19 protein-coding genes and 2 tRNA genes are annotated in these 15,415 nt (G+C 43.5%); 8 read left to right on the forward strand and 13 right to left on the reverse strand.

Annotated elements, in window-relative coordinates; genetic code table 11:
- Positions 1-10: 10 nt before the first annotated feature.
- Together nagA and H532_RS17800 are read right to left on the reverse strand one after the other, a co-directional pair.
- Entirely contained in the window at positions 11-1,162 is a 1,152-nt protein-coding gene (nagA, locus tag H532_RS0104370) for an N-acetylglucosamine-6-phosphate deacetylase (protein WP_245566401.1), read from the reverse strand.
- 142 nt (positions 1,163-1,304) lie between these two features.
- The gene (locus H532_RS17800; protein WP_051263132.1) at positions 1,305-1,910 is read right to left on the reverse strand and encodes a GNAT family N-acetyltransferase; all 606 of its coding nucleotides are present in this window, start codon (positions 1,908-1,910) and stop codon (positions 1,305-1,307) included.
- 273 nt (positions 1,911-2,183) lie between these two features.
- Here H532_RS17800 and H532_RS0104380 point away from each other — a divergent pair, with 273 nt between their 5' ends.
- From H532_RS0104380 to H532_RS0104400, 6 genes are all read left to right on the forward strand, one after another.
- Complete coding sequence (locus H532_RS0104380; RefSeq protein WP_027724491.1) at positions 2,184-3,179, forward strand: acyltransferase family protein; 996 nt, start codon at positions 2,184-2,186, stop codon at positions 3,177-3,179.
- Between the two features lie 294 nt (positions 3,180-3,473).
- Entirely contained in the window at positions 3,474-3,659 is a 186-nt protein-coding gene (locus tag H532_RS20585) for a hypothetical protein (RefSeq protein ID WP_155994964.1), read from the forward strand.
- Positions 3,660-3,764: 105 nt separating this feature from the next.
- Positions 3,765-3,861: transfer RNA gene (locus tag H532_RS20190), tRNA-Sec, on the forward strand.
- Positions 3,862-4,043: 182 nt separating this feature from the next.
- Positions 4,044-4,349: a hypothetical protein gene (locus H532_RS0104390; RefSeq protein ID WP_027724493.1), complete on the forward strand. Its 306-nt coding sequence runs from the start codon at positions 4,044-4,046 to the stop codon at positions 4,347-4,349.
- Between the two features lie 100 nt (positions 4,350-4,449).
- Positions 4,450-4,524 (forward strand) — tRNA-Gln (locus tag H532_RS0104395).
- Between the two features lie 151 nt (positions 4,525-4,675).
- Entirely contained in the window at positions 4,676-5,083 is a 408-nt protein-coding gene (locus H532_RS0104400) for a DUF2621 domain-containing protein (RefSeq protein ID WP_038111517.1), read from the forward strand.
- A 59-nt stretch (positions 5,084-5,142) separates the two neighbouring features.
- On the opposite strand, the gene H532_RS0104405 is transcribed toward H532_RS0104400, so the two are convergent.
- The 3 genes from H532_RS0104405 to mnmH form a co-directional block, all read right to left on the reverse strand.
- Positions 5,143-5,616, reverse strand: coding sequence for a CcdC family protein (locus H532_RS0104405; RefSeq protein ID WP_425426227.1), 474 nt, complete (start codon positions 5,614-5,616; stop codon positions 5,143-5,145).
- A gap of 73 nt (positions 5,617-5,689) precedes the next feature.
- Positions 5,690-6,544, reverse strand: coding sequence for a M15 family metallopeptidase (locus tag H532_RS0104410; protein ID WP_027724496.1), 855 nt, complete (start codon positions 6,542-6,544; stop codon positions 5,690-5,692).
- A 63-nt stretch (positions 6,545-6,607) separates the two neighbouring features.
- On the reverse strand, positions 6,608-7,681 hold the full coding sequence (gene mnmH, locus H532_RS0104415) for a tRNA 2-selenouridine(34) synthase MnmH (RefSeq protein ID WP_027724497.1): 1,074 nt from the start codon (positions 7,679-7,681) through the stop codon (positions 6,608-6,610).
- Between the two features lie 431 nt (positions 7,682-8,112).
- On the opposite strand from mnmH, the gene H532_RS19805 reads away from it, so the two are divergent.
- Positions 8,113-8,250 (forward strand): anti-repressor SinI family protein, encoded by a 138-nt coding sequence (locus H532_RS19805; protein ID WP_081412314.1) that lies wholly within the window; start codon positions 8,113-8,115, stop codon positions 8,248-8,250.
- A 60-nt stretch (positions 8,251-8,310) separates the two neighbouring features.
- Here the strand turns inward: H532_RS19805 and H532_RS0104425 are convergent, their stop codons facing one another.
- The 7 genes from H532_RS0104425 to yneA all read right to left on the reverse strand — a co-directional run bounded on the left by H532_RS0104425 (position 8,311) and on the right by yneA (position 13,193).
- On the reverse strand, positions 8,311-8,637 hold the full coding sequence (locus tag H532_RS0104425) for a helix-turn-helix domain-containing protein (protein WP_027724498.1): 327 nt from the start codon (positions 8,635-8,637) through the stop codon (positions 8,311-8,313).
- A 290-nt stretch (positions 8,638-8,927) separates the two neighbouring features.
- Positions 8,928-9,146 carry a YneF family protein gene (locus tag H532_RS0104430; RefSeq protein ID WP_027724499.1) on the reverse strand — a complete coding sequence of 73 codons (219 nt, stop codon included), beginning with the start codon at positions 9,144-9,146 and terminating at the stop codon, positions 8,928-8,930.
- Between the two features lie 165 nt (positions 9,147-9,311).
- Positions 9,312-9,755, reverse strand: a complete 444-nt coding sequence (gene sirA, locus H532_RS19435) for a sporulation inhibitor of replication protein SirA (RefSeq protein ID WP_027724500.1) — start codon at positions 9,753-9,755, stop codon at positions 9,312-9,314.
- Positions 9,756-9,890: 135 nt separating this feature from the next.
- Positions 9,891-11,888: a transketolase gene (gene tkt / locus H532_RS0104440; RefSeq protein WP_027724501.1), complete on the reverse strand. Its 1,998-nt coding sequence runs from the start codon at positions 11,886-11,888 to the stop codon at positions 9,891-9,893.
- A gap of 166 nt (positions 11,889-12,054) precedes the next feature.
- Positions 12,055-12,339 (reverse strand): HesB/YadR/YfhF family protein, encoded by a 285-nt coding sequence (locus H532_RS0104445; protein WP_038111502.1) that lies wholly within the window; start codon positions 12,337-12,339, stop codon positions 12,055-12,057.
- 227 nt (positions 12,340-12,566) lie between these two features.
- Complete coding sequence (locus tag H532_RS0104450) at positions 12,567-12,800, reverse strand: DUF896 domain-containing protein (RefSeq protein WP_027724503.1); 234 nt, start codon at positions 12,798-12,800, stop codon at positions 12,567-12,569.
- A 72-nt stretch (positions 12,801-12,872) separates the two neighbouring features.
- Positions 12,873-13,193, reverse strand: coding sequence for a cell division suppressor protein YneA (gene yneA / locus H532_RS17810; RefSeq protein ID WP_051263133.1), 321 nt, complete (start codon positions 13,191-13,193; stop codon positions 12,873-12,875).
- A 184-nt stretch (positions 13,194-13,377) separates the two neighbouring features.
- Here yneA and lexA point away from each other — a divergent pair, with 184 nt between their 5' ends.
- The gene (gene lexA, locus H532_RS0104460) at positions 13,378-13,992 is read left to right on the forward strand and encodes a transcriptional repressor LexA (protein WP_027724504.1); all 615 of its coding nucleotides are present in this window, start codon (positions 13,378-13,380) and stop codon (positions 13,990-13,992) included.
- Between the two features lie 52 nt (positions 13,993-14,044).
- Here lexA and glnA read toward each other — a convergent pair whose 3' ends face one another.
- Positions 14,045-15,379, reverse strand: coding sequence for a type I glutamate--ammonia ligase (gene glnA / locus H532_RS0104465; protein WP_027724505.1), 1,335 nt, complete (start codon positions 15,377-15,379; stop codon positions 14,045-14,047).
- Positions 15,380-15,415 lie beyond the last annotated feature (36 nt).

A 15,415-nucleotide genomic window follows, 5' to 3' on the forward strand; every position in this document is an offset into this window, starting at 1 on the left:
CCTTTTGCAATTAGGATGACTGTTTATAAACGATTTTTCCTCGACAAATGGTCATAACAATATCATTTTGTTCATTGAGCACGACTAAATCAGCGTCTTTGCCTTCTTTAATGCTGCCTTTTCGGTCATAGATCCCGAGTTGGACGGCCGGATTGACCGAGCCCATCTGAATGATGTCTGAGAGCTCACAACCGGTAAACGCCATCATGTTTCGGAACCCACGATCCATTTTTAAAACACTGCCGGCAAGGGTTCCGTCGGCTAACGTTGCTTTGCCGTCGCGGACCGACACGACTTGTCCCCCCAAATCATAGGTGCCATTTTTTAAACATTTGGCACGCATCGCATCCGTGATTAATATAATACGGTCTTTACCTTTTAAGCGATATGCGATGTTGACCGTTTCGGGACAGATATGAATGCCATCGACGATCATTTCAGCATAAAGTTCGTCATGAAGAAACGCGGCGCCAACGACACCGGGTTCGCGATGGTGAAGGCCGCTCATCCCATTAAACAAATGCGTGATATGCCGGGCACCCGCTTCAACGGCAGCGTCAACATCTTTTTTGGTTGCAGCGGAATGTCCAATGGATGGTACGACTCCCTGTTCAGCAAGATGCTTGACAAGTTCCAATCCCCCATCAATTTCAGGGGCTAATGTCACTAATTTAATGTGGCCGCCAGACAATGCCTGAAAATGATCAAATAACGCTAAGTCGCCATCGATAATATATTGAGGCGGTTGAGCTCCCGCTTTATTTTTGTTAATAAACGGACCTTCGAGATGAACCCCAAGCATCTCGGCTCCTTCGCCTTGTTTTGCCATATAATTTTTCGCATTGATGAGAGCTTTTTCAATCGCTTCCGGCTCCTGGGTGATGGTCGTTGCTAGAAAAGCCGTTGTCCCTTCTTTCGGCAAAACCGCTGCCATCGTGGCAAGTGCGTCCCAAGTTGCATCCATCGTGTCGGCACCGTCAGCCCCATGAATGTGGACATCAATCATGCCGGGGATGAGTTTATAGGTTTCAGGGAATCGTAACCCTTCATCCCTGTCGCCCTCCCCCTGACGGATTGTTTTTATTTTGCCATTTTCAATTTCAAGTAAACCGTTCTCGACGACACCATTTTCAGCATAAATGGTAAGACCTTTAATCCACATATGACTCGCCTTCCTTTTCATTCCCATTTTAGCACCATGATGTTTAGATGTCTATACATTTAGACAACATCCGATTCCCAAAGTTTGAAAGCCCATTGGAACGGTTGGCATTTCTTTAGCTTGCGTAAATAAAGAAAAACACTCAATGATGGATCATCGAGTGTTCTTTTTTGTTTAGAAAAAGTTTCTCTTTAAGGAGGTGCCGCTGTTCTTCCCATTCTTCCCTTAAGATACCGTAGCGAATGGAATCATAATATTCACCGTTATATAAGCGACATTTTCTGATGCGCGCTTCTAGCATCATGCCAAGCTTCTCACCGACGCGCATCATGCGTTTATTACCGGACCAAGTGGTAAAACCGCAGCGAACGATCGGTTTTGTTTTAAAAAGATGGTCCACCCACAAAAACATTGCTTCTGTGCCGTAGCCGCCATTCCAAAAATCCGGCTGATAAATCACAATACCAACCTCCAACCAATTGGAAGGTTGATGTTCCCAATAATAGGTCACAAGTCCAATCAATTGGTGGTCCGTATAAATGAGATACCGATTGCCTTCATCCAAATCGCTTTGCCATTGATGGCGAAAACTGCGAAATGACGGCTTATGATATGGAAAGTATGGAGCATCCCATTTTTTCCATTCGGGAATGTCACCATTTTTGGTATGCATCAATTCATATAAAAGCGGTATTTCCTGTTTGGTCAGCGGTTTCAAGGCCACTTTTACACCTTGAATCAAGGCCATTCCCCCATTCCTTCGTTTTTTCACTTCATCAAGGTCGCATAACAGCGATGACTCCGCCTGGGCAATGCAAGCTTGCCCGAGTCGATATTCTTTTAGCAGAACAAAGTTTCCTCTATTCTATCATATTTTAATTACAGAAATAATGAGAAAGCTGACGATAAGATGGTATTTCCGTTACATATTGATTAAAAACGATGTGGTAAGGTCAAAAATTATGGTTATTTGCCGAAAGCAGAATATGTAAAGAGACGAAAACAACTTAGGAGGCGTATTATGAAAGCGCGTGAAGCCTTTTTCGACAATGCCCGGTTCTTCCTCATTCTTTTCGTCGTCTTTGGCCACTTAATTAGTCCGATAAAAGGCGATAGCGCACTGCTTTCGGGTCTATACAAATTTATTTATTTCTTTCATATGCCTGCGTTTATCTTGATTTCCGGTTATTTTTCAAAAGGATTTAATCGTCCGGGTTATTTAAAAAAAGTATTTGTGAAAACCATACTTCCCTATGCGTTGTTTCAACTGATCTATTGTATCTTCTATTACGTCACCGGATATGAAGATGATTTCACGTTAACATTATTAGATCCCCATTGGACGCTTTGGTTTTTAATGAGCTTATTTTTCTGGAATCTTTTATTAAAATTGATGGCGCATCTCCCTTACGCCTTGCCGTTAGCCATCATTATGGGTATAGCCATCGGTTATGTGCCCTTCTTTGGCTCATACCTCAGCATTGACCGGACATTTGTCTTTTTCCCCATGTTTTTAATGGGTTACTATATGAAACCGGAGCACTTTACTCTGCTTAGAACACACTTTTCAAGAACGCTATCACTGACATTTTTAGCGATCATGTTTATCATCACGTTGTTTTTTATCCCGGATTCATTTAAAGATTGGTTACTTGCTAGCCACTCTTATGTCGATATGGGGTATGAAGGCTTAAGCGCAGCGGGCATGAGAATGTTAAGTTATGTCGGCATGTTTTCAATGACGTATTGTTTCTTATCCGTTGTTCCATCGGAGCATTTTCGATTTACCAAAATTGGTTCAAGAACCCTTTATATCTATCTTTTGCACGGTTTCTTAGTCAAGCTGATTGGTTTAACCGATGCATATAACAGCATCGATGAATTCTACCAATACACTCTTCTTTTGATTGTCTCTGTTTTCATTTGTTTCGTGCTTGGAAGCCAGTTTGTGCAGAAAATCACAAAACCGATTATTGAGTTTAAACTTCCCATTCGTAGGCATTCGATGAACTATTAAAGGTCTCATACAAATCACCTAACTCTTTTGGGTCTGTCTTCTGCCAAAGTTGATATTAACAAAGTTCGATTGACGAACGGTGATATCATATTGGAGGGGATCGACCCTAAATTTTTTCCAACCTTCTTGACGAAGAATTCCTCAATATGTATAGTTAACGAATAGGTTTACATAATGTTTTTATGGGTAATACATACTTATTTGGGCACTTATTTACTCACCCGTCCGCAAACGACGACATAATTTATTAGGGAAATGGTTTAGTCCAAAAGCTTGATGTAAAGGAGAATTGACATGTATCCAGATGAAAGACAGCACTGGGGCCACCATGGCGGTTGGGGCCCCGGAGGTTGGGGTCATCATGGCTATTGGGGACATCACGGCTGGTATGGGCATCATCACCCACATTACGGATATCACCATCCACATCCTTATCATCCAGTCGTTTATCACCCCTATTATCACCATTATTATTATTAAGAGGAAACAGGCTGACACGCACCGCGCGCGTCAGCCCCTTAGTTTTGATCGACTTATTTGGAAATCGAAAGCCATTCAAGTATACTTGGCAATGGTTAGATTTATGGGGCTGGGTGTTCGGCTGGTGCCGACCAAGGTCTTCAAAACCTCTCGGGGGGCGCGTGACGTCTCCGGTGGGTTCGATTCCCACACAGTCCCGCCAACTATTTTGCAGCAAATGAATTAACCCTTAAATTTCTTTAAAAGTGAAAAGCCATTCGTGTTGTTAGGATGTCCATCAAGTTTTATGAAAAAGCATCATTGATGATTTTTTATACATAATTTGCGGGATAAGCGGTCATCCTAGAAAATGTCTCTAAGCTATCTGAAAAGAGGAGGCTAAGCATGACAGTTCAACAGAATGCGGCGTTTTTGCAGCAGGCGCAAAACGCGGTTCTTCAAGCGCAGAAAGCTCTCCAGCTCGCACAAATGAGCGGCATCCCGCAGCAAATCCAACAAGCGCAGCAACAATACCAGCAAGCCCAGCAATTGTTACAACAAGCTCAAGGAGAAGCGCAAGCTCAAAATGCCGAGCTTTATCAACAAGCCCAGCAACAATTGCAAAATGCTCAACAGGCACTACAGCAAGCCCAACAGCTTGCGGCAAATTCCACGCAGGCGCAAATACAACCGCAAAATCCGACGCAATAATGCTTATGTTAAGAGGCTCACATTGTGTCAGGTGTATGGCGGCATGAACACACGTCAGCTTCCTACGCCAGATCGTAAAATTCCTATCTCAATCCGTGATTGGGCCATAGCCAAGCGGTAAGGCAATGGACTTTGACTCCATGATGCGCTGGTTCGAATCCAGCTGGCCCAGCCACCCATACATAAAGGGGCACCCCCGTGTTAAACGGCGGCGTGACCCTTTCATTTTTGTTTTAGGCTTGTACTCGTCTTTTTTATGAGACTATAATAAAAATTAAAAGTGGGTTACGGAGAAAAACGGGGTGGAACAATTGTCTCCATGGTTTATGTGGTTCATTGTTTTTTGGGGTGCGGTTTTAATCTTCTTAATGGCCATCGGCGGGTTTTTTATGTTCCGAAAATTCCTCAAGAGCCTGCCGAAAGCTGACGGCAAATCGATCTTGGATTGGCAAAATTATTACATTGAACAAACACGGCATCTTTGGAGCGAGGAACAACGGCAATTTTTAGATGAGCTCGTCGCCCCTGTTCCCCCGCTTTTCAGAGATGTCGCAAAGCAAAAAATTGCCGGTAAAATCGGGGAATTGGCCTACAAACGAAATGCAAAAACGCTGACCGAAGCCCTCATTATCGAAGGGTATATCAAAGCTACCCCAAAAAAGGATCATAAATTTTTAAGAAAAACGTTAATCAAACATAACGTGGATTTGACGCCATATGAACATTTCTTTTAAAAAACGGTTGTCTTTCGCTCAGGGGCTTTTAAACCCCTGACGCGCGAGACAACCGTTTATTATGTCGTAATAGGATTTTCGGTTTTCTTAAGCAGGCGTTTATACATGATGTACATTGCCACCCGCCACGGCAAGATCATGCCGAAAGCAAGTGTGAAAAATAACCCCGCGGTTTGGCCTAGATGAATTTCTTGTTCCAAAAAGATTTTTATTACGGTTCGTACGATTAAAAGACCAATCAAAATGAATATAAAAGCCTTGGAACGCTTAAGATAGATTTTTCCGTCAATGACTTGAAACTTAGAGGTTTTGATGAGTAGCACGGAAAAAATCATGCCGACAAGAAACGCTTCAATGAGCTCGATCATGGGCACACGCGTTTCAGGGGCGAGAAACATCAAAAAACCCGTCGACATAAATATTGGAGGCAATAAAATTTTTTTCGCATTTGTTGGTTTATTAGACGCTTTTAGACGTACAAAAATAACCGTTGCGGCAAAAACGACACCGATTAACAAACTGATCACTTGCATCCACATATTAATGACCCTCTTTAACAAGATGAAAATATAACCTGCTGAAGATATTCAATGGGAGCAGGACATTTTAATTTTCATCAGAAATATTTCTGTTTACTTTTTCCGCATCGATATACTCTTCTAATGTTAAACCATGGGCATAGATAAAGCTAGCGGCTTTGACCCCAACGTAGCGCAAATGCCATGGTTCGTACTCATATCCTGTAATCGATTCTTTGCCTTTCGGATAACGAATAATGAATCCATACTTATGGGCATTTTGGGCCACCCATTTTCCCGCTTCCGTGTTTCCGAAATCGCTCGTCAACGGATCGGGTTGTGTGAGCATCTCCTCACAGGTAATATCCATGGCAAGTCCTGTTTGATGCTCGCTCGTACCGGGGGCAGCACTGATTTGATCAGCTTTCTTTTTCCCTAGTTTCTCGACATTATGTTGATAAACAGCAACCTGCCGCTCATAGGAACGATATCCGGATTCCCCGTAAAGCTTAAATCCTGCCTGTTTAGCTGCGGCAAAAAGCTTTTCAAGGGCCTCTGCTGCATCCTTTCGCATTTCCCGTTTTTCAATTTTATCCGCATACGGAAATGGTACGTCTGGATAAACTAAGTTTTCAGGTGTATAACCATCGGGCAATTTATGTGTTTTATTGACTAAAGCCAAAATGGATTGCGGATTGGCGATGACAGTAATGGCACCGTCTTCTTCAGGCTTTTGTTGTTTTACTTGTCCTTCACTATTCTGTGGTTTTGCCGTTTCCTGCGCCTCTTTTTTTGGCTGTGCGGAAGCGGCATCGTTATTAGCTTCTTGCTTTTCTTGATGTGTTTTGGCAGGTTCCTCTTTTTCGGCAACGTGCCCACCGCATGCCGTAAGCGAAAATGCCGTTGTCAGAACCGATAGTAGTGTGATTGTACGTTTCAACATGAATGGGTCTCCTTCATTATAACGAAATGAAAAAAAATCATAGGATTCGCATGATCTGACATGTTACGCATTCGTCACCAGCGATTCATGCTCGAATAGGCGGTCGAGTTCTTTTTTAATTGCTGACACGCCTTCTTCAACCGAAGTAACGTGTAGCGGAATGGTGAGCCGCTCGTATTGCTCATGTGTATGACGGTATCTCGGATCATAATAATCGGTTAATAACAAACGAACAAACCTCTCCCAGTCCCCGGAAAGAAACGCTTCATCGAGTTGAGCTTTAAGCTGTGGCTTTAAATATTTTTGTAAATTATAATACGCTTCCGTGATTTCAGCTTTATGCTTTATTGGGTCGTATTCATCAATGATCGCTTTTACGCGTTTTTCAAATGGATATTCAATGAAAAGCCCAATGCCGCATCGTTTACCTTCAATAATAAAATCGGGAAGAACGATGCGCCCAATGCGCTTGCTTTCCGCTTCAATAATATAAAACGGTGCTTGGTCTGTCAGTGCCATGAGTCTTTCCCATAAACGGCATTCAAAAGCTTTCTGGGAAATCGGGTTTTGTCCGACTGCCCCGAAAATCGAACCCCGGTGACCCGCAAGTTCTTCTAAGTTAATCACGGGATAACCCTCTTCTTCGAGCTTATGAAGCATGTCCGTCTTGCGACTGCCGGTATAGCCCTCAATGATCACAAAGGGTTTATTGAGACGAGCGAAATGGTTAAGATCTTCGGTAATTTTTTTTCGAAAAGAACGGATCCCCCCTTTTAATTGCAAGCATGGGATACCCATCATCGTCATAAAGGAAGCAACGCTTTTGCTGCGCATGCCCCCACGCCAACAATAAATCACCATCTCCAGACCCGCACCGTGCAGCTCTGCGATTTGCTTGTAAAGATCCGGGAGTTTCGGAGCGACAAATTCAAGCCCGATTCGTTTGGCACTTTCTTGCCCTTTCTGTTTATAAATCGTGCCGACAATCGCCCTCTCTTCGTCTGAAAAAAGGGGCAGACTAATGCTTCCCGGAATATGAAATTCTGCGTATTCTTTCGGCGAACGGACATCGACTAAACAATAGCGTGATGCGTCTTTTAATAGTTCTTCTATTTCAATTTGTTTTAAATCCGCCATGTTTTGTCACCTTCAAGGGTTATCAATAAAATTCATTCGTTACCATTATTAAATATTAGCCAGCCATCGTCAAATATCCTATTAGCAGGATGGTTTCCACTATTAAAAATAGACGGAAGTGCAAAAACAAATAGGTAGAAAGTCTCAGTTTTCTTTGACATCATCTTATCCATACTGACAACGAGCTTAAATCTCGGTTGCAAAATTCATCGATTTTAGTTGTCCTGACTCTTTTTTTTGCAGATCGCGTCGAACAAAAATCATTTTTTTGAGCAAATGGCGACATAAAATGCAACATGAGACCTTTATACTGGAAAGTGGTGAAAATATAAATAATGGGAAGCGATAGAGGGACATTTCACAAGTGGGGCACCTGGAAATGATCCTGTTCGCCCCATTGCAAAATACATAAGGGGAAGGGGTCATCGGGATTGCAAACTTCATATGATCCGGAATGGGTGCTTTTAATGTTAATTGCAAGGGAACTCGGTATTTCAAAAGAGGAGGTTGAAGCTTTTATTAACCGCCATAAAGATGAAAAAAAGAATCCGGAGAAAACCCGGACATAGAGGTGATGTTCAATCACCGGTTTAACCCACCCTCTTAGATTAAAAAGCAGCATATCTACTTTATTTTTGGCTGTGACGCCATTTTTGATAATCCAAAAATTCTTTAAATGTTTTCTTATCTATCCCAGCATCCATCGCTTCCTTTATTAAATCCAACCAATCTTGATCTAAAGGCTGGACGGTTTCCTCATCGGTATCCCGAATTAAATCAAGGACGCTGATCCCAAAAACCTCAGCGATCTTTTCAAGAAATTGTATGGACGGATTTTTCTGTATGTCCCTTTCAATGGTGCTGAGATAGGATTTAGAAACATTAGCCTTTTCGGCTAACTCGGTTAAAGACATGCCACGCTGTTGTCTTAATTGTTTGATTTTTTCTCCAAGCAATGCGATCACCAAGCCCTTTAGAAGTCCACCAATAATAGTTTTATTATAACTAAAAAAGTGAAAAAAGTGTTTTATTTTTATGTTAAAATTGCAAATACTGTTGTTTGCATTGGCCAACCGCTAAGTCTCCACCTCTATCTTCCTTTGACTTTGCGGAGGATTAAAGGGGTTTGCTCCGCTTTCCTCCCAACATAAAAAGTCCTTTTCTGCTTATAGAAACGAACAGAAAAAGGACTTTCTACGCAATTCAAACGTGAATGGACGAATCCCTCCTAAGGGGATGCCGCTTTTTACTTCATTTGATTTTGTATCGCTTTCATCATTTGGTTAATTTTCTTTTGTGATGGATTTTGACCCATTTGCATCATCATAGCGCGCAACATTTTTTCATTAATCGGAGGGTTCTTCTTAAGATAATCCATCATGTATTTGCGGGCGATGAAAAAACCCAACACGACCCCCAAGGCAATGCCAATGACGCCAACCAAGATGTATAACCACAACATTATGTGCGTCCTCCTTCTTTCTGTACCGAATATAACCATTAAAATAATGCCGGGTATTTGGCCTTCTGCGCCGTTCGCTAGATACCACGTTTTAGTGTACTATATGTCGTTTTTGAATACAATGTTTTTTCGTCATCTTTTTAGAGTAGCGTTCCCAAAATGTGAAAATTATAATACAATTTGCCGATGGTTTAAGAGATGTTTTTTTTGCGGGGAAAGCCATGCCCCACAATCGTTTTGATAGTCAACCGCAAAAAAATACGGATTATATTTGCGCAAGCCTTCAAAAACGGCTGCCTCCGCACCTAAATTACCACTTGCTTCTAATGAAATGTAATGATCGAATATCAGTGTCGCCTGACTGCCGTCTTTCAGCGTGATCGTAAACTGGTTTTCCATTGCTCTAGACGCCGATTGATGGGAAAACAAACGCTGAAACAAGGAAGGGGCGATCGGCTCACTTATAAAATGCACTTGCCTTTTTAAAATGACTTTCCGGCGCGGATTTCTTTCCCTTACCGCTTCCATAAACAATCCATATAATAAATCTTCTTTACCGACATAGAGCTCAGCGATGGCTTCTTTTAATAGATAAATATCAAAATACCTCATGCTCCTCACTCCCGTCCGAAACGGTTTGTCCTTATTATAAAGGATTATCCATACAAACTTTGTCGAAAGAAAGGAGGCATGAGGTGATTTTTTTTACAATCTTTAAAACAAATGGTTGATCTTGTCCCTAAATCATCATTGTAATAGCTGTTTCATTTCACGAGCGACATTTTCTGCCGTAAAACCGTATTCGGCCATGACCTTGTTCCCATTTGCAGACGCGCCGAAGCGGTCGATTGTCAATGTCGCGCCAAAACTTCCGACATATTTATGCCACCCTAAGGATGAACCAGCTTCAACGGCCAATCGTTTCGTCACTTCCGGTGGAAGGATTTGCGCCTTATATTCTTCGGATTGTTTTTCAAACAAGTCCCAAGAAGGCATGCTGACGACGCGGACATGAATGCCTTCTTCAGCAAGCATTTTTTGAGCTTCCACAGCTAAATGAACTTCAGAACCAGTGGCCATAATGATGCCTTGGATTTTACCCTTTGCTTCGGAGACGATATAAGCCCCTCGTTTGACACCCTCAGCAGCGTGTTCGATCGTTCCCTCAAGCGTTGGGACGCCTTGTCGGGTTAAGACAAGAACGGTCGGCGTGTCCTGACTCTCTATCGCAATTTTCCACGCCTCGCGCGTTTCATTTCCGTCTGCTGGCCGCAGTACTGTGAGATTGGGCATTGCCCTTAGGGAAGCCAGTTGCTCGATCGGTTCATGTGTCGGCCCATCCTCTCCGACAGCAATGCTATCATGTGTAAAGACAAAAATGGACGGCACGTTCATCAAAGCGGACAACCGCAGTGCAGGCCGGAGATAATCGGTGAAAACAAAGAAGGTTGAGCCGTACGGTTTCACACCTTTATGGAGCGCCATGCCGTTTACCGCTGCCGCCATAGCAAACTCCCGAACCCCGAACCAGACATTGCGTCCATCGTATTGACCTGGGAAAAAGTCGGTACTGTTTTTAATCAAGGTTTTTGTTGAAGAAGCCAAGTCCGCCGCTCCGCCAAAAATTTGCGGAACGACATCTGCTAAGGCATTTAAAATTTCATAAGAATATTCTCTCGTCGCTTTTTTGTCCCCGAGTTGGTATAGCGGAAGATCGGCTGCATAATCCTCTGGAATCGTACCGTTCATTGCCATATCCAACCGCGCGGCTTCTTCAGGGAAAACTTTCCGATAGCTCTCGACTAACGCGTTCCATTCAGCTTCTTCGGCTTCACCTTTTTGGCGAATCGCTTCGAAATGGGTCCGGACTTCCTCAGGTACATAGAAAGGTTCTTCATAAGGCCATTCATAATGTTGTTTAGCCCCGCGAGCTTCTTCGGCACTTAATGGTTTGCCGTGGACTTCATTTGTTCCAGCAACCGTCGGCGCCCCGTAACCGATGGTCGTCTTGATTTCGATAAGGGTCGGACGGTTTAACTCGGCTTTGGCTTCGGCGATCGCTTGATTGATCGCTGTGATATCATTCCCATCTTCAACGAATAAGGTTTGCCATCCGTAAGCTTCAAAACGTTGACGGACATTTTCGCCAAAGGCTTTGTCTAAATCGCCATCCAATGAAATGTCATTAGAATCATATAGGACGATTAAACGACCGAGCTTTAAGTGTCCAGCGAGTGAAGCCGCTTCGGAGGCGACCCCTTCCATCAAATCTCCATCTCCGCAAATCGCATATGTATAATGGTCGACAATATGATAGCCAGGTTTGTTGAAGGTCGCAGCTAAATGGCGTTCCGCCATCGCCATCCCAACAGCCATCGCAATGCCTTGGCCGAGCGGGCCGGTTGTCGCATCAACGCCAGGCGTGTGTCCATATTCCGGATGACCCGGTGTTTTGGATCCCCATTGCCGAAACGCTTTTATATCATCCAGCGTGACGTCATAGCCTGATAAATGTAAAAGGCTGTACAAAAGCATGGACCCGTGGCCGGCTGACAGCACGAAGCGATCGCGGTTAAACCAATCCGGATTGTTTGGATTGTGCTTCATATGGCTTGTCCATAAGGTGTAAGCCATCGGCGCTGCCCCCATCGGCATGCCCGGATGCCCGGAATTGGCCTTTTCAATCGCATCCATCGATAACGTGCGAATGGTATTGATGGCTAACTGTTCAATAGATTGGGTCAACACACATCATCCTTCCTCCTCTATTCGATAACAGTTTAACACAAACCGTATTTTTCATCATGTCGGAGCTCTTTTTTAGTATGGGAAGGACGTGATGAAACATGCATCCCCTGCCGCTTTCGCGCGCAAGGGATGCTGAATATGAAGCCAGTAAATAGGTCGAGCATTAGTCGTTGGCATAAGTTAAAACGACATCTTCCAAGTTTTCATCCGCATCAAGGGTCACTGTATCTAAAAACCAACGGTCATCGGGGTCGGCAAAAAACGTAATGCCATCAATAATGGTTTGATCACAATGACGATCAAGTTTGCCACTTCTCTCCACACCCACCGAAAAGCCATTTTTCCCTGCTTTTCCGCCATACCTTACGAAAAGACGAATGGCTTCACCGTTTTCGAGTTCCATCTCTTTCTTATAGAAGCGAGCGGCACGTTTGGTGACTGTAAACAAAGCGATTCCTCCTCATTTCCCGTTTACTAACACTATATTGTTATATAACAGAAAATGCAACTACTTTTTGATATATTACAAAATTTTTATGAAATGCCTTTTGCCCTAAGGAAGTTTTTATCAAAATTTCTATCAATCGTTTGCCGTGTCATCGGAACATTCATCATGCCTTTCTGGCAGCCACTTTGTTTTTTACCTTTAAATAAAAAACCATCAAGGCTTTAGCCTTAATGGTTTTTGCGCCGTTCTTTACTTTGTTTTAATTTCAGAGGCGTGACGTCTCTACCTTCCATATCCACAACTTTAATGGCATGCAATTGTTCTCGGAATTGCGCGCGAAAAGCGAGCAAGTATTCCGCACGCAGTGCATTTTGTTCACGTTTTTCTTCAGGAGTGAGGCCCTCTCTTTTTGCCTTCTTGGCCAATGCATTAATGCGATTCAATTTATCTTTCGATAGCAAACCAAGTCATCCTCTCGAGACGAGCTGCTTTTAGCTTAACCGATGAGAAGACCAAGGGCAAGTCGAACGCTCTTATCGAGACGCCACTTCATCTTTAGAAAAATGATTTTTTTCCGCTTTAACGGGAATAACAAGCTGATCGCCTACCTGAATGTTTTCCGCCCGAACATGGTTTACTTCCTCAACCCATTTTATAAATGACGTTGGGTCGCCTCCCTCATCATACTTTACCGCCATCATCCATAATGTATCTCCTGGATGAACCTTTACTTTCATATAATCGCTCGTGTCCATTGGCTTTAACGCATGGATCACTGCGAAAATGCACGCAGCAAACATGACAACAAATAAAATCGATAACAATAAGTTTGATTGAGACCTTTCTCTTAACATACTCATACCCCTCCGCAACCGTATGTATGTTCGCTACTAAAAATATTAAGGGGAACATTTATTCTTGTCAAGCATTTTTCGAACGAATGTTTGCAAAACAGACAGGTCGATGGTATACTTCAAATAAAGCCACTGGTTTTTCAATCATCCTGTAAAACCATGTAGAAACGGGGAATGAGAGGGTATGAAACTATCAAAGCGGCAACAAGCCATTATGGATTTTATTAAAAAGGAAGTCGCCACAAAGGGGTATCCACCATCGGTGCGTGAAATCGGCAATGCCGTGGGCCTTGCTTCAAGCTCGACGGTTCACGGGCATTTAAATCGTCTGGAGAAGAAAGGTTTGATTCGACGCGATCCGACGAAACCGCGGGCCATCGAAATTCTCGATCGTGAGGAATTTGCTTTACCAAAACAAGAAACAGTATTTTTACCGGTGATCGGGAAAGTCACAGCTGGGGAACCGATTACGGCCATCGAGAATATTGAAGAGTACATCCCGGTTCCGAAATCCATGGTGTCAAACGAAGATGCCTTTATATTAAATGTCGTCGGAGATAGTATGATCAATGCGGGGATTTTTGACGGCGACCAAGTGATCGTCCGCCCGCAACAAACCGCGGAAAACGGTGAAATCATTGTCGCCATGACGGAAGACGGTGAAGCGACGGTCAAGCGCTTTTTTAAAGAAAAGGATCACATTCGTCTGCAACCGGAAAATCCGACAATGGCGCCAATTATCGTCAAAAACTGCACCATTCTTGGAAAAGTCGTCGGGTTATTCCGAAGCCTCCATTAACGCTTACTAAAAATAAACCCCTCGATGCCTTGTGCATCAAGGGGTTTTGCTATTAATACATCATCATATATTGATCGCGTTCCCACGGATGGACTTGCGTGCGGAACATATCCCATTCAATTTCTTTGGCTTCGACAAAACGGCTTAAAACGTGTTTGCCAAGTGCACTCGTAATCACTTCATCCTGCTTCATCACCGTTAGCGCCTCAAATAAAGTACCTGGGAGGTCGTGAATACCGATCGCTTCCCGTTCTTCTTTATCCATGACATAGATATTGCGATCCACTGGGGCCGGAGGCGTCAACTTTCTTTTTATACCGTCGAGGCCTGCGGCAAGAAGCACGGCCATCGCGAGATACGGGTTGGCTGACGGGTCAACGCTACGCACTTCAATCCGCGTGCTTAAGCCTCGCTTAGCTGGCACGCGAATGAGCGGGCTGCGGTTTCGTAGTGACCAGGCCACATAACACGGCGCTTCATACCCCGGCACGAGCCGTTTGTATGAGTTGACGGTTGGGTTCGTAATGGCCGTAAAGGAGCGGGCGTGTTCCATAACACCTGCCAAAAATTGCATGGCCGTTTCACTGAGCTGATGTTCCGCCGAAGGGTCAAAGAAGGCATTTTCATTGCCGCGGAATAAAGACATATTCGAGTGCATCCCAGACCCGTTGACACCAAATAACGGTTTGGGCATAAATGTCGCGTGTAAACCGTGCTGACGGGCAATGGTTTTGACGACCAATTTAAAGGTCTGGATATTATCACACGTCGTTAGGGCATCTGCATATTTGAAGTCAATTTCATGTTGTCCTGGCGCCACTTCGTGATGTGAAGCTTCGACTTCAAAACCCATGTCCTCCAATTCCAACACAATGTCACGACGGCAATTTTCACCGAGGTCTGTCGGGGCAAGGTCGAAATATCCGCCTTGATCGTTTAACTCAAGTGTCGGTTGGCCTTTTTCGTCCATTTTAAACAAGAAAAATTCCGGCTCAGGACCAATGTTAAAGCTCGTAAATCCAAGTCTTTTCATTTCCTCAACTTGTCGTTTTAAAATGTAACGCGGATCGCCTTCAAAAGGCGTACCGTCAGCATTATAGATATCACAGATCAAACGCGCGACCTTGCCCTTACCAGAAGTCCACGGAAAGACGACCCAAGTGTCTAAGTCTGGGTATAAGTACATATCGGATTCTTCAATGCGGACAAAACCTTCAATCGACGAGCCGTCAAACATGATTTCATTATCCAGAGCTTTTTTTAACAAATCGACCGGGATTTCGACATTCTTAATAATCCCCAATAAATCCGTAAATTGCAGACGAATGAATTTAACGTTTTCCTCCTCGGCAAATTTTAAAATGTCTTCTTTTGCGTATTTTCCCATATTCAGCGATCCTCCCAATTGTGAAAGTCAGATGAT

It is taken from the genome of Tuberibacillus calidus DSM 17572 (assembly GCF_000430685.1).
Taxonomy (GTDB): domain Bacteria; phylum Bacillota; class Bacilli; order Bacillales; family Sporolactobacillaceae; genus Tuberibacillus; species Tuberibacillus calidus.